This window comes from Companilactobacillus sp. FL22-1, assembly GCF_043951805.1.
Taxonomy (GTDB): domain Bacteria; phylum Bacillota; class Bacilli; order Lactobacillales; family Lactobacillaceae; genus Companilactobacillus.
Map to the genome: position 1 here is coordinate 185,016 of NZ_JBINJY010000002.1, position 14,799 is coordinate 199,814.

The 14,799-nt window shown below is 35.6% G+C and carries 16 protein-coding genes; 8 read left to right on the top strand and 8 right to left on the bottom strand.

Annotated features, from left to right (window positions below):
* Positions 1–141 precede the first annotated feature (141 nt).
* Both ACG72T_RS02410 and ACG72T_RS02415 read left to right on the top strand, forming a co-directional pair.
* Complete coding sequence (locus ACG72T_RS02410; protein WP_395264381.1) at positions 142–1,512, top strand: glycoside hydrolase family 1 protein; 1,371 nt, start codon at positions 142–144, stop codon at positions 1,510–1,512.
* Positions 1,513–1,577: 65 nt separating this feature from the next.
* Entirely contained in the window at positions 1,578–2,897 is a 1,320-nt protein-coding gene (locus tag ACG72T_RS02415; protein WP_395264382.1) for a PTS sugar transporter subunit IIC, read from the top strand.
* Between the two features lie 435 nt (positions 2,898–3,332).
* On the opposite strand, the gene ACG72T_RS02420 is transcribed toward ACG72T_RS02415, so the two are convergent.
* Complete coding sequence (locus tag ACG72T_RS02420; protein WP_395264383.1) at positions 3,333–3,812, bottom strand: hypothetical protein; 480 nt, start codon at positions 3,810–3,812, stop codon at positions 3,333–3,335.
* A 465-nt stretch (positions 3,813–4,277) separates the two neighbouring features.
* Complete coding sequence (locus tag ACG72T_RS02425) at positions 4,278–5,054, bottom strand: potassium channel family protein (protein ID WP_395264384.1); 777 nt, start codon at positions 5,052–5,054, stop codon at positions 4,278–4,280.
* 232 nt (positions 5,055–5,286) lie between these two features.
* On the opposite strand from ACG72T_RS02425, the gene ACG72T_RS02430 reads away from it, so the two are divergent.
* Positions 5,287–7,239: a GTP-binding protein gene (locus ACG72T_RS02430; RefSeq protein ID WP_395264386.1), complete on the top strand. Its 1,953-nt coding sequence runs from the start codon at positions 5,287–5,289 to the stop codon at positions 7,237–7,239.
* A 91-nt stretch (positions 7,240–7,330) separates the two neighbouring features.
* On the opposite strand, the gene ACG72T_RS02435 is transcribed toward ACG72T_RS02430, so the two are convergent.
* Positions 7,331–7,756 (bottom strand): universal stress protein, encoded by a 426-nt coding sequence (locus ACG72T_RS02435; protein ID WP_395264387.1) that lies wholly within the window; start codon positions 7,754–7,756, stop codon positions 7,331–7,333.
* Between the two features lie 138 nt (positions 7,757–7,894).
* Between ACG72T_RS02435 and ACG72T_RS02440 the strand changes: the two genes are divergently transcribed.
* Positions 7,895–8,185 carry a hypothetical protein gene (locus tag ACG72T_RS02440; protein WP_395264389.1) on the top strand — a complete coding sequence of 97 codons (291 nt, stop codon included), beginning with the start codon at positions 7,895–7,897 and terminating at the stop codon, positions 8,183–8,185.
* A 52-nt stretch (positions 8,186–8,237) separates the two neighbouring features.
* Here ACG72T_RS02440 and ACG72T_RS02445 read toward each other — a convergent pair whose 3' ends face one another.
* Positions 8,238–8,774, bottom strand: a complete 537-nt coding sequence (locus tag ACG72T_RS02445) for a phosphatidylglycerophosphatase A (protein ID WP_395264390.1) — start codon at positions 8,772–8,774, stop codon at positions 8,238–8,240.
* Positions 8,775–8,794: 20 nt separating this feature from the next.
* On the bottom strand, positions 8,795–9,451 hold the full coding sequence (locus tag ACG72T_RS02450) for an HD domain-containing protein (protein ID WP_395264391.1): 657 nt from the start codon (positions 9,449–9,451) through the stop codon (positions 8,795–8,797).
* A gap of 167 nt (positions 9,452–9,618) precedes the next feature.
* On the opposite strand from ACG72T_RS02450, the gene ACG72T_RS02455 reads away from it, so the two are divergent.
* The 3 genes from ACG72T_RS02455 to ACG72T_RS02465 all read left to right on the top strand — a co-directional run bounded on the left by ACG72T_RS02455 (position 9,619) and on the right by ACG72T_RS02465 (position 12,334).
* The gene (locus ACG72T_RS02455; RefSeq protein WP_395264393.1) at positions 9,619–10,182 is read left to right on the top strand and encodes a peroxiredoxin; all 564 of its coding nucleotides are present in this window, start codon (positions 9,619–9,621) and stop codon (positions 10,180–10,182) included.
* A 405-nt stretch (positions 10,183–10,587) separates the two neighbouring features.
* A complete protein-coding gene (gene pnuC, locus ACG72T_RS02460; RefSeq protein ID WP_395264394.1) occupies positions 10,588–11,340 on the top strand; it encodes a nicotinamide riboside transporter PnuC in 753 nt (250 codons plus the stop codon).
* Between the two features lie 76 nt (positions 11,341–11,416).
* Positions 11,417–12,334 carry an alpha/beta hydrolase gene (locus tag ACG72T_RS02465; protein ID WP_395264395.1) on the top strand — a complete coding sequence of 306 codons (918 nt, stop codon included), beginning with the start codon at positions 11,417–11,419 and terminating at the stop codon, positions 12,332–12,334.
* A gap of 98 nt (positions 12,335–12,432) precedes the next feature.
* On the opposite strand, the gene ACG72T_RS02470 is transcribed toward ACG72T_RS02465, so the two are convergent.
* The 3 genes from ACG72T_RS02470 to ACG72T_RS02480 all read right to left on the bottom strand — a co-directional run bounded on the left by ACG72T_RS02470 (position 12,433) and on the right by ACG72T_RS02480 (position 14,172).
* A complete protein-coding gene (locus tag ACG72T_RS02470; protein WP_395264396.1) occupies positions 12,433–12,810 on the bottom strand; it encodes a YxeA family protein in 378 nt (125 codons plus the stop codon).
* 82 nt (positions 12,811–12,892) lie between these two features.
* Entirely contained in the window at positions 12,893–13,282 is a 390-nt protein-coding gene (locus ACG72T_RS02475) for a hypothetical protein (RefSeq protein WP_395264397.1), read from the bottom strand.
* 359 nt (positions 13,283–13,641) lie between these two features.
* Complete coding sequence (locus tag ACG72T_RS02480; protein ID WP_395264479.1) at positions 13,642–14,172, bottom strand: tyrosine-type recombinase/integrase; 531 nt, start codon at positions 14,170–14,172, stop codon at positions 13,642–13,644.
* 109 nt (positions 14,173–14,281) lie between these two features.
* On the opposite strand from ACG72T_RS02480, the gene ACG72T_RS02485 reads away from it, so the two are divergent.
* Complete coding sequence (locus ACG72T_RS02485; RefSeq protein WP_395264399.1) at positions 14,282–14,689, top strand: hypothetical protein; 408 nt, start codon at positions 14,282–14,284, stop codon at positions 14,687–14,689.
* Positions 14,690–14,799: the final 110 nt, after the last annotated feature.

Here is a 14,799-nt window from a genome sequence, read left to right on the forward strand (position 1 = left end):
ATTCAACCTCAGCTTTATTAATACTTCTATAATACACAACTTAGGCAAGTTTGAAAACTTGATAATTCAAATCAAGAATGTGGGTTTATAAGTCAAATGAAAGCGTGTACACTGTGTCTTGTAAAAGGAGGAGATATTAAAATGAATGAATTGAGAAAAGACTTTTTATGGGGTAACTCAACATCCAGTATGCAAACTGAAGGTGCTTATAACGAGGGTGGTAAAGGGAAATCTGTTTATGATATTCGTGGAGCATCACCCGATGCTTCTGATTGGAAGGTTGCCATTGATGAATACCATCGTTATCCAGAAGATATCAAATTAATGAAAGATATGGGAATGAACTGCTATAGATTCCAAATTTCATGGAGTCGTGTTAATCCTGAAGGCGATGGTGAATTTAATGAAAAAGGTATCAAATTCTATGATGATTTAATCAATGAACTATTGGCCAATGATATTGAACCCATGATTTGCTTATACCACTTTGATATGCCTTTACATCTAGCACAAAAGTATAACGGATTTGTTAGTCAGCATGTAGTCGACTCATTCATTCGTTTCGGAAAAGAAATGCTTAAACGTTTTGGTAATCGAGTTAAGTATTGGATCACATTTAATGAGCAAAATCTTTATAGTGTTCCTGAAGCGTTTAAAATCAGTGGGTACAAGGGAGATAATTCAATTCGTGACCTTTATCAAATTCAACAACACGTTTTCCTTTGTCACGCTGCTATTGCTAATGAAATACATGAAAATTATCCAAATCTTCAAATTGGCGGTATGTTGGCTTATCAAGAGGTTTACCCAGCTACAGCTTTACCTACTGATGTTTCAGCAACACGAAAATTCCTAGAGTTTGCTGATAATAACTTGATACGTCTATTTACTGAGGGAAAGTATTCCACTGAAGTAGTACATTATATGAAAATGCATCATCTTGAGGATATTTTAGATCCTGAGGAAATGGAGATCATCTCAAAGACTACAAGTGATTTTATTAGTTTCAGCTATTATTCAACTTCAACGATTGACAGTACTTTGATACCTATTAATACATGTCCAAATTTTTTTGCCATAGAAGGGCATAAACCAAATCCATATCTTTTAACTAACGAGTGGGATTGGCAAATTGATCCCGAAGGATTCAGAACTGTTTTGACTACGATTTATAATGAGACACACTTACCAGTCTTCCCAATTGAAAATGGTATTGGTGTTAGTGAAAATTGGGATGGAAAGAATCCTATCCAGGATGATTATAGAATTAAGTATCATCGTGATCATATTCAGGCGATGAAGGATGCTGTTAGGATTGATGGAATTGATGTTTTAGGTTATCTCGGTTGGGGATTGATCGATATTCCTAGTTCTCAAGGTAATATGGAAAAGCGTTATGGGATGGTTTATGTAAATCGTGGTAATCATGATTTGCGCGATATGAAACGTGTCCCAAAGGAGAGTTTCAATTGGTTTAAAGAAGTTATTAAATCCAATGGAAATGTCCTCTAAAATTATAAAATGGAGCAAATAATTGTACTTGCGTAACTTGTTTCAGAAGATAGGGGGAAATAAGAATGGAAGATACACGGAATAAAGGACAAAAGTTTTTAGATAAATTTGCTGCCGTGTCCGCTCGGATTGGTTCAGAAGTTCATCTAAGATCATTAAGAGATGCTTTTGCAGTTATTATGCCATTGTTCATTTTGGCGGGTGTAGGTGTTTTAATTAACAATGTTGTATTTCCAAAAGTAGCAAGTGGAACAACCTTAGCTAATTTACAAATATGGGGTACTTTAATTTCTAACGGTACTTTGAATATTGCGGGGTTAATGTTAGCCCCAGCCATCGGATATTGTTTAGCACGAAATAAGAGTTACAGTAATCCAATTGCAGCGGCAATCATTTCATTAGCTAGTTTAATCATGACAATGCCAATAACTTTGAATGTTATTCCTACAGGCGCTAAAAAAGCCGTTGATATCACTGGTGCATTGTCATTTGCCAACCTTGGGACAACAGGGATGTTCAGTGGAATTATTGTTGGACTTTTAGCTACCGAACTATTTATCAAACTATCAACTGTTAAACGTCTTCAAATCAATTTGGGTGATAACATCCCACCTGCAGTGTCATCCTCATTTAATTCATTGATTCCAGCTATTTTAACGGCCAGCATCTTTGCTTTGATTGCAACTTTATTAGCAGTTTTTGGGAATACTGATTTGGTTACTCTGATTACAAATGTGATTCAAGAACCATTACGTAAAGTTAATACTAGTTTATTTGGAATGTTGTTTATCTATTCAATTGGTAATTTTCTCTTTACTTTAGGTATTCACCAAACAGTTATTAATGGAACCTTGCTCGATCCAGTACTTTTGATTAACATGAATAAAAACACAGCAGCCTTTGCTGCGGGACATCAAGCTCCATATATTTTAACTAATACTTTCCGTGATACCTTTGGAATGATGGGTGGAACCGGTTCAACCATTTGTTTGTTAATCGCTATCTTCCTCTTTTCAAAGCAGAAATCGGGTCGTGAACTTGGAAAATTAGCTGTTGCACCAGGATTATTTAATATTAATGAACCCGTGATATTTGGTTATCCAATTGTCTTCAATATTCCAATGATGATTCCATTTGTTTTGACACCAGTTATTGGAATTTTGATTGCTTACTTTGCAACTGCTGTTGGATTGATGAATCGAGTGGTGGTTATGGTACCTTGGACTACACCACCATTGTTGTCAGCATATTTAGCCACAGCTGGTGATTGGAGAGCGGTTATTGTTCAAATAATTACAATTATTATTGGTGTTTTCTTCTATTTACCATTTATGAAGATCAGTGAACGTGTTCAAGCAAAACAAGCTGAACAATCTTTGGAATAAAAATATATAATATGAAGTTAAAATCGTATTTTTAATCTGAATATCCCTCATTAGTTTAGACATAGGCCAAAACTAATGAGGTTTTTTCAGTTGGTTAAATAGTAATTCTTTCCTTTTTATTCTCCCCTTAAAAAAATTCTTTACTATTTGAAAATTTTACGAATGTAATTCTTTTAGGCCTAGTTTAGAGTAGCTTCAATTGTACAATGATCAGTCTTTTAAAAGAACTTATTAATGATAGTGCATTGTATAATTGGTTTTTGCAAAACTATAAAAGCTTTTTTAAAACAGCATAAAAAAATCCTTTTTGGTTGTCAGATAAAAATGTATTATTTCATCTGACAACCAAAAAAGGATTATCGCAAAATTGTTTTTTTTAACAAATTCAACAAAGATAATAATTCAATCACTGAGTAAAATATATCAAGACAAGGTCTAATTGTTTTGCTTCCAAGTGAAATCTTTATTTTCCAAATATTTTGATCTGCCAATATAGTTACCATTACAGAAAACTACGACTGCCAGGCCGTCCATATAAGTACTCTGATCGAAATTTTTGATCTTATCCGCAATTCTAATGGTAAAAAGTTGAGCTTCGGAAACAACGGTATGTTTTTTCTTGGCTGACAAATTATTGAAACTTTCCGTTACGTATATTTCAACTTGTTTGTTCTGTAAATAGTGAATACTTTTAATAAATTGAGACCATTTTTCGTGGTCTTTTTTTTGTTGAAGTTTTAAATCGTAAAGTTGTTGACTAAGACTCTGATTAATCTTTTTAAGTTTAGCGTAGACTGGATCAAATTTTTCATTGGTAGTTGCAGCTTGAACCGTAACTGTTTGCCAAGGGTATGAGCTGCAGAACATCATGATTAAACAAAAGCATACTGCAATCCCTGTAAATTTCTTTTTCATTAATACTCTCCTAAATATTTGAGTTCAGTATAGCTAATCAGAGTAGTTGATGCCATCCGAATTTAGTATGCACAAATATTTATTAAGTAAAAAGATAATATAAAAAGACCATTCATTAAGATGGTCTTTTTATCAGAAAAGGGATAATGCGATTGAATAGATTTTTCTAGTTTTTATATATAAATATCCCTAAGACAAATATATCACACAATAAATATTCCGAAAAGCCTGTCAGAATAAAAAAACCACTACCGGGTAAGTAGTGGAATTGTTAGAAGGGTTATCTATAGAAGAATAGTACTAATGAGAATTTTGGTTGTATTATTGCATATTTTGGGTTTCTTCTAACAAAACTTATTATATTACAACCTATACAAAATTAGTAGTATAAATTATAAAAAATATCAATGAAAGTGTTTTAACAATTTAAAAGAAATCGAGAAAAGATTTCCAATGATGTTTTATTTACTTTTTGGTTTGTTTTTTTAATGTATCTTGAGCTTTTAAGTCAATCAGATCCTTTCTTAATTTTCGATTTTCCTTTTCGATTTTATCCAATTTCAAAAGAATCTTATCTAACTTGTCTTCATTTTTTTTATCTTTTTCAGTTGTGACGTAATTCGTGATCGTACTGGTCAATGTTCCGATAAATCCAATTCCGACTAGCATCAAGGTCACAGCAGCGATACGTCCAATTAAGGTGCGTGGAGCCACGTCTCCATATCCAACGGTTGAGGCCGTCACGATTGCCCACCAAAACGAATTACTCAGCGATACACCTTCTGCCAGGGAATAGGTCAAGGCTGCTGTGATCAGAACAATTCCACAGATGATAACTAAATAAATGAATCCATTGATTTTCAAAAACTTTTTAGCGTTCTTTTGAAGTTTTCCAGCTGTGCCAATGAAACGTACTAGTGTGAAAAACTTGGCAAATCTTAAAACGTTGACGACACGAAAGATCCTAAAACCGTTAAAAATGGTATTGAAAGGTAAAATAGCTAACAAATCAACAATATTATGCTTAAAAAATTCGATTTTATTCTTGGCCAAATACAATCGTCCAAAATAATCAAATGCGAAGATCAATAAGGTGACAATGTCGATTTCAATGTAGGGCGAGCGGGAAATATCAAAACCTGGTAAGTAATTTAAGATCAGAATCGTCAATGACGCCAGTCCAGCTAAGACAATTACTACGTAATAACCATCTGAGTGTATAAATTTATGGAATTTTTGCATTTTTACCATTCCTATCGAGTTACTTTCTAATTTGTAATATAGCACGAACTAATAAATTTCAACCGTTTTTTGTTAAAAATTATCAAATCAGGAAGCAAATTAACATATTTGTTTTACGAAAACATAAACAACAAAACTACCCAAACCAATGTTTCAAACCGTCGCTGTTAGTCTAGAATCTGGCTGATGTGCTAAAATTACAATCATGAATGTTTTGGGGGAGGAGTCAAGCATGAAAAAAATCGTTACAGGTATTGTTGCCCATGTTGATGCTGGCAAAACTACATTATCAGAAGCCATGCTTTATCAATCTGGTGCCATTCGCAAGGTGGGACGAGTCGATAAAGGTGAGGCCTTCTTGGACCCAGATAAGTTGGAGAAAAAACGTGGTATTACTATTTTTTCTCATCAGGCCAATTTAACTTATCAGCAATTGCAATTGACTTTATTGGATACCCCAGGTCACGTTGACTTTTCTGCCCAGACGGAACAAGTTTTATCGGTACTTGATTATGCAATACTAGTTATTTCGGCGACTGATGGGGTTCAAGGATATACGAGAACGCTCTGGAATCTATTACAACGGTATCAAATTCCCACCTTTATTTTTGTAAACAAAGTCGATATTGATTCAGTCGATGCAGTCCATGTTTTGGACGATATTCAAAGTCAACTTTCTCCGGGCTGTATCGCTTTCAACAGTTTAGAATCTTCGGCAATGCCCACTGATTCTTTAGAAGAAATGGCAATTCAAGACGATGATGTTTTAGAGTCATTTTTGAACCAAGGGACTCTTACTGAAACGACTATTCAAAAATTGATTCAGGAACGAAAAGTTTATCCGGTCTACTTTGGGTCGGCCTTAAAGCTGATGGGTGTCAATGATTTTCTGAACGGATTAGAACAATGGACAGTTGAGTCCACGTTTGCGACTGATTTTTCGGCTAAGGTATTTAAGATCTCTCATGATGAAAAGAATGAACGTTTAACTTGGGTTCGGGTGACTGGTGGAGTATTGCCGAATAAAACGGTGCTGGTAAAAGATCAAAAAGCCAATCAATTGCGAGTTTATGATGGTGCTAAGTATGCCACTACCCCTGAGGCGACAACTGGGATGGTCTGTGCAATTACTGGGTTGAACGATACTTATCCTGGACAAGGTTTGGGAAAAGCCAAAGATAGTAATAAACCAGTGCTCCAGCCAGTCTTGACTTTTACCGTTGATCCTCAAGGAAATGATATCCAAGTATGTTTAAAGGCCTTAAGAGAGTTAGAAGATGAAGATCCGTTGTTACACGTTGTCTGGTCCAATCAATTGCAAGAAATAAGAGTTCAAATAATGGGTACGGTGCAACTAGAAGTTTTGCAACAAATTTTGTTGGACCGTTTCCAACTAGCGGTCGACTTTGATCAGGGCAGTATTCTTTATCAAGAAACAATTACCGATTCAATAGAAGGCGTAGGTCATTTTGAACCTTTGCGTCACTATTCAGAAGTTCACTTGTTGATGGAACCACTAGCTGCGGGCAGTGGCTTAGTCTTTGATTCCGATTGTAGTTTGGATACTTTAGCTAGTAATTGGCAACATCAAGTGTTGACTAATTTAGCCACTAAAGAGCATCTAGGAGTTTTGATTGGGGCTCCAATTACCGATATGAAAATAACTTTGATCAATGGCCGAGCCAGTAACGTTCATTCGGTAGGTGGAGATTTTCGAGAAGCAACTTGGCGGGCAGTTCGTCAGGGGTTGATGATGTTGAAACAACGTAATCAGTGTCAATTATTAGAGCCTTGGTATCGGTTCCGACTATTGGTTGATCAAGCACAAGTTGGTCGAGTAATGAATGATATTCAACAAATGAGTGGGACTTTCAATCCACCAGATTCTGCCACAGCTGATCAATTAGTTGAAATAACTGGTTTTGCGCCCGTTTCCGAAATGCAAGGGTATAGTCAAAAAGTTAATGCCTTTACTCACGGAATGGGCCAATTGGAATGTATTGTAGATGGTTATCGTCCTTGCCACAATGCCCAAGAAATTATCGATCGAACTGACTATCATCCCGTCGCTGATTTGGAAAATACGCCAGATTCTGTCTTTTGTGCCCATGGAGCAGGATACCCAGTTGCCTGGAATGACGTCCCACAAATGGCACATGTTGGTTATTCATATGCTCAAAAGTGATTCTGAACAAAAATTTTGCCTGGTTTCGATGTAAAAAATAATCCCAGTGAGTTTCACCAATTTTTGGTGATCCACTGGGATTTTCATTATTCTAGGCGACGATTAAAAGATTGATATCAGTGTGTTCGGAGACGTAGCGGGTAACTGAACCAACGAATACTCGGGTAAAAGGACTAGTACCCGTTTTACCCATAACGATTAGATCAATACCGTTCTCCTTAGGAAAATCTACCAAACGCTCCCTAGGTTCACCCTCTAGTAGTTGTACTTTGGCCTCTAAATTAGTAGCAGAGACCAAGTCAGCGGCTTTTTTCAAGTCACGTTGGGCAGCGGCTTGTAAATCTTTTGTTAGACCTGGAGCATATGAAACACCGACATTAATTGGCAAGTTGGCAGTGTTAACTACTGAAACCAAGTAAAGTTCAGCGTCGAAATGTTTTGCCAAATCGATTGCGGCATTTAAAGCATTATAAGCACTTTGACTTCCGTCAATGGCGACTAAAATCTTCTTATACATATCATGAACCCTCCTAATCTACTAATTAACCAAATTTTACCAATTTTCTGGCTGATTTGTTAATAAATATCCAAATAAATTAATAATATTTGTTATACTATTTCTTAAACAAGGACAATTTTTTAGGGGATTATTGTTATGCAAACTAGGGACAGATTGGAATTCATCAAGCAAGAATGCCAAATTCGCTCTGAATTACAGAAGATACAGTTTGCTCATTACTTTTCCAATAATTTTATGGAAAAAAATACGCAATATTTCTGTATTGAAGAATTCTTCGAAGCACTTGGCATTACAAGTCAGGCTGCATTGGAAAGATTGCCAATGGAAGTCTGGGAACGGCACGTACAAAAGACCACTGTTTTTGATTCTTGGCAGGAAATGCTCAATACGGCCGGCCAAGAGTTTGCTATGAAATATTATCATTAAAGTTCAAAAGCCGCTTGATTCAGTTTGGAATCAGACGGCTTTTATAATCTTCTTAAGATGATTCTTGGTGTTCTTTTTTCAACATCTCATCAACGGCATGTTCGTTATGAGCTAGCCAGCCACAAGCAGCAGCTGCAATGGCGCCAACGAGGTCGTCCAAGAAAACATTGATCTGACCAGTTGATTTGTCATTCAAATGACCTAAGATACCATGTTTTAACTTATCGACATAACCATAATTAGTGACCGAAACCGAACCGTAAAGACTGGCTAAGGTGATGGCCAAGTTCTCGTCGATTCCATAGGTTGACTCGTCAGTTTGCATGATACGTTGCATTGGTGCTGATAGTAAACCTTTTTCGGCTAGGATATCCAATTCAATTCCCGTCATGATTGCATTTTGAGCTTCACGTTTGTGGAGCACTTTGTTAATAGCGTGAATCGAAATTTCTTCATCTAATCCATCAATGTAGTCTTTTTCTAAAAAGATAACGATCTCGGCGATATCTTTTAACTCAACGCCACGTTCTTTTAAGTTTCTGATGATGTGTTCATAATATTGTCTATCTTGTTCTGCAAATGATACCAATTGAATTACTTCCTTCGTATTTATTTTTCGGAGTCCCATTCAGCCTTGAATTCATCAAGAAAATCGACCATATATTGATGTCTTTGTTCGGCAATACTTTTAGCTGTTGGGGTATTCATCATAGCAGTTAATTTCAATAATTTCTCGTAAAAATGATTAATAATAGTCTCGTTATTTAAATTACGGTACTCGGCCTTGGTAAAAGATTCTCTTGGAGAAATTTTTGGGTCGTAGATGACTTCGGAATTGGCTCCACCGTAATAAATAGCTCTAATAATACCGATTGCACCAATGGCATCTAAACGGTCGGCATCTTGGACGATTTGGCCAGCTAAGGAGAGCTTGGGTGGATTATCAGACAGCGACTTGCTAAAGGATAAGTTGTGGGAGATATACATTATTTCCTGGATCTGTGCTTCTGAAAGTCCGATTGATTGGAGAAATTGTTTGATTTCTTTCTCTAAAGCCGCTGGGTCAGCTACTAATTTATCGTCAGCTACATCATGCAAGTAGGCGGCTCCCAAGGTTATTAAATGATCAGCAGGTTCTGTTTTCAAGATTTTCTTGGCTGTCTTGATTACTCTTTGAATATGGTCAAAGTTGTGTCCGGTTTTGTCCGTGTGCATTTTCTGATAAGAAAAAGTCTTGATTGCCTCAATTTGTTCGGTTGGAGTCATTTCTTAATCCCTCTTTTAGTTAATAATTATATTGTGGCACAAATTGTATTATTTTAAAAATAATAGTAAATATTTGTTAGAATGGAACTGTATAAACAGACTGTTGCTGTTGGCAATTATTGACGGTTTGATTTATAATTAAAACAGAACTTAGGGAGGCCTAACAAATGAATTATATTAATAAAGAAATACCAGATTTCAATGTTGATGCATATCAACAAGGCGAATTGAAGCAATTCAAGAAGTCAGATTTGCTCGGTAAGTGGTCGATTATTTTCTTCTATCCGGCCGATTTTTCATTCGTTTGTCCAACAGAATTAAGTGATCTGCAAGATTCATATCAAGATTTTCAAGCTGCCGGTGCTGAGATCTATTCGGTATCAGTCGACAGTCAATTTGCACACATGTCATGGGCAGAGACGACCGATACGATTGGTAAGATCCAATACCCAATGTTATCTGACCAAAAACACCAATTAGCAGATTTCTTCAATGTGCTTGATGAGGATAGTGGTCAAGCTTATCGTGGGGTCTTTATCGTCGATCCTAAAGGTATTATCAAGTCATACACCGTTAATGCAATGGGAATTGGACGCAATGCTCAAGAAATTTTACGGACTTTGCAAGCAGCCCAATTCGTTGAAAAACATGGTGATAAAGTATGTCCAGCTAACTGGCATCCAGGGGAAGACACTTTGAAACCTGGAGCAGATTTAGTTGGTAAGATTTAATTTAACAATTTCTTGAACCTTCAAATATTTCCATAATTTTTAAAAAGAACTCTTTTGATTTCATTCCGGAATCGAAAGGGTTCTTTTGGTGTTATAGCGATACGGTTGGACCAATTTTTGTTCGTTATAACAATATGTTGTGTAGGAATTTAAAAAAAATCAATATCTTGTATCGAATGATAAATTCCTGTTTACTAGGGCAAGTAATCGCTTTCGTTCGATATGGCACCATTACATTCAAATCTGTCACGACCAAATTGGAGGAAATTGGTGGTATGATTTTAAATGTCGATTAAATTGATATTTCGAAATAAATCAATTTGAGGGATAAATAAAATTAATTGTTTTGGGATATGAATACCACAAGAAAATGTTCCAATTTCAATTTAAGAGGAGAAGAAACAAATGAGTATTTTCGATCCAAGATGGTATGTAGAGCAGATGAAACACTGGAGTTTCAGAAGTTACATGCTACTTATGTTTGGCTTGGGGGCCATTACTGCTTCAACACTAGCACATTCTATTACTGGTATCGCAATTTGGACTTGGTTAGCTGCCTGTTTAGGTTTTACTTGTACGATTGCCATTACTAATGCTAAACCATTGAACGGTGTTTTAGGTTTAGTTTCAGCCTTAATTTATATCTACGTTGCTATCAGTGCTAAAAACTTCTCAGATGTTGTTTTGCAACTTAGTTATATTATCTTATTAGATATTCCTGTTTTAATCAGTCCACAATGGGCTAAAGACGCCGAGAAACATATTCATGGTCTAACGGCGAAAAAGTGGTTCAATACAGCGGTGTTCTTTTTCGTTGCTTGGGGCTTGCTATATTTGATGGATACACATTTGTTTATCAGTCCTAGACCTGTTACTGACTCTGTTGCAGCAGCAATTGGCTTTACAGGTGCTCTTCTATGTACCTTACGTTTCCGTGAACAATATTATTTCTGGACAGCTCAAGGTATTATGTCAATCGTTCTTTGGGGAATTACTGCTACTCAAGGCGATGCCAGTCCAGTTATGTTCCTAACTTATATCATGTACTTTATGAACGATATAATTGCTTTCTTTGATTCACACATCCACTGGTTCCACAAAGATGCGACAGAGAATCGTTTACGTGATGAAAAACTTTCTCAAGAACAAGTTCAATAAGTCTTTTAGTTGCAATTAAATTACCTTTTAGCTTATGATGATTTAGCATTGATCAATAAGAATAGGGTAGTTTATTATGCATGTGAAAAAATTTGTAAAAGTAGCTCTGGGCGTTACGATCGGAGTCTTATTAGTCGCTGATTTGGGCGCTAGTGGCTATATGTTTAATTATGCTTTTAGCAAGAATGGCTATAGCAGCGAAGTTAAAAGTAAAATGAGCAAAAATAGTCTGTGGTTCGCTGACCAAAAGCAAGAGATATGGGAGCAGACGACTAAAGATAAAGTCAAATTGAAGGCACGTTATTTGCCGGCCAATCATCAAACTGCTAAGACCGTCGTTGTAATTCATGGTTTTGGTAGTGCTAGTAAGTATATGGGAACGTATGTCAAAATGTTTCACGATGCTGGCTATAACGTACTGGCACCGGATACTCGTTCGTTTGGGATGAGTGGCGGTAAATATGCCGGATACGGCTGGAAAGATCGAACCGATATGGCTGAATGGATCAATATGATCAATCAGAAGTTTGGTTCCAAGTCTGAAGTTGGTTTATTTGGTGTCAGTATGGGTGCTGCCACCGTTATGTATACCTTAGGTGAGAAGCCTAAGAACGTTAAGTTTGCGATTGAAGACTGTGGTTATTCAACTATTTCCGGTGAATTAGATTACCAACTAAAAGAAATGTTTAATTTACCAAGTTTTCCAATCGTACCGACGGCAAGTTTGTATGGAGATGCATTGGCCGGCTATAACTTTTATCAAGCTAGTACCAGGGAGACTCTGAAGAAGAGTAAAGTTCCATTATTCGTTATCCACGGGTCAAAAGATACTTTTGTTCCAACCAAGAATGCTTATCAAAACTATGATTATGCTAAAGGTCCTAAGAAACTTTGGATCGTAAAAGGTGCAGGTCATGCAGAGTCATTGAACGTTGCTGGACAAGAGTATATTACCAATGTGACCAATTACGCGAAGGAATATTTTCAAAAATAAAACCGAATAATTCAAATACCCCTTGATTCAGAAAATTGAATCGAGGGGTATTTTTACGTAGTTTGGTTAGGAATGCATAAGGTAAAACCTTATGAAACTTATTTTTGTTTGAGGATTTTTTCCAAGGGACTGCGAGGAATCGATTCTTTAGGTACTTTCTTCCAAGAGATCACTTGTTGATGCTTTTGATTAAAAGTCACTTCTAGAAAATTATCATTCTTGATGGGGCGGCCTAAGGCGCTGTCAAATTTTAATAGTTTTTCATTGCCATTTTTATCATAGCCGGCTTGCTTATAATCAAATTCATGATAATCATTACCTGAACTATCTTTTTCAATTATTTCTTTATATGATTTTCCAATATAAGTGTAATATGCATCACCACTATAATTAGGTAAATACCATAATTCATAAAGGGCTGCGGGTATTAATAAAATAATTATGGTTATGAAAACAATCCAGATTTTCTTTGTCATGACCATTCCTCCTAGCTTAATTGGAATAATATCACAACTAATTAGGGAGGAGTGCTAACGCTTTTGTAAGGTGTTTAACCTATTATAGGAAGAAATTTTCCTGATAATTGTCGATCGTATCATGATATTTGATGGTCAAATTCAACTGTTGTGCCTTTGATAAGTTGAAATAAAGTACTTGTTCAGCTAGAATTCTTTGAGGTTTCCAAGGTGAAATTAAGTCAGCTGGCAAGATCTCATCGATAATTACAGCTGCCTGACCGACATTTTTAATTGCCAGTTGCTGGTTACTTCGTTGACAAATCAAGTAAGGACGGGTGTTTTGGTACAAAATCTTATTGCGACGTTTTAGAGCATTAGCAATTTTGAATAGGGCAATGGAGCCTAAGATTACACCAACAATTAGACTGACGGCGATTACACAACTATTGATTATAAAGATTATTTGAGTGGCAGATTGCATCTTGATCACTTCCAAAATTTTTATTAATTTCAGTATTTCACATTTCAGTCAATCTTACAATTCCGTCACATGAAACTAACGGTTTAGTTATAGTTTGATTTTCTTATTTACAGCCGGGCACTTTCCCTAGATAATAGTAACCGATAGATGTCAGAGATATTTATCAAATAAAAAAAGTACATGCAATAGTTATGTTGACTCCGTAACTAAATATGTACCATTATGTAAGAGAATGTAATGGTATGTAAAAAAGCCTCTATATCAGACGATATAGGGGCCTTTTTGTCGTAATATTTTGATTCAAGTATGTAATGCCGTGTAAAAAATGTACCGATATGTAACTCTATGTTGTCACAATGTTGTCACGGTTATTCATTTTTATTATTCTCTAAATCATTAGAAATGTTATCCACCTTTTGCAATGCTTTTACCATTTTACTATCTGATTTATTTGTTGAGTGAAGATAGGTATTGATAGTTGTTTGCAAGTTTTTGTGTCCGAGACGTTTTTGAAGGTCTTTGAAAGTTAAATCATAATTATTGTCCAGGAGAAGTGTACCGTGTGTGTGACGGAATACATGTAGTGTAACGTTATGATCTAAATCAATGGCCACGTTTATTTTCTGTTGCCACCTTCTCCGAACTTCGAGAGAAAAATGGGATTTAGTTTTAGGATTCATAAAGATTAATTGATTGCTTAGATCATCGTTTGGATTATCCTTTTTTTGCTGTTTTTTCCATTCTTCTAAAATAGATAATGTGACAATCGGAAACTTATTTTTAAATGATGGTATTAAAATTATTAATGGAATTACAATGGCAAAGATAGCTATAGAAGAGTATTTACCTTTAGAATATACTTCAGGATCTATGTTTGAATAATCGGAGAAAATTATAATCTTTTTATTTGTGTATAATTAATCATGAAATCAATAATTGGGGGGACGTAATGAAAAAAATAGTTTCGAATATTATTGTACAATATGTGCAAAAGAAGAACTCCAACACATGGACGACAATTTTAAACCGAATGATTCAATAATGGTTTGTAAATTTTTTGCAATGGGGATTATAACTATTATGACATTTTTTGGAACATCTATTGGTGTAATGTATTCGGTCACTTCAGGTTATTTTCAAAAAAGTACAGGTAATAGAACTGCGGAATGGTCACATGCTTTTAATAATGAGACATCATTTTATATTAGTCAACTGCTGGGTGCATCTTTTGTTGCCCTTGTACTATTGGCAATTGTTACTGGAATTATTATTGCGATCCAAGAAGATGACAAGAAGAAGCATGACGTTATAAGAAAGGAATTACACAAAAGATATTTGATTGAATCTCATAGTGAATTAATTATGAAAAATGACAAAAAAATAGTTAGCAAAAAACTGCTAACTAGCAATATCTAATTTGTTCAACTCATAACCAACTGATTTTGAAATCGAACACCTTTGGTCACCTTTGACGTATTAAACCCTACATAGTAGGAAGGAACTCCCCCTATCACTGGTATTAATTG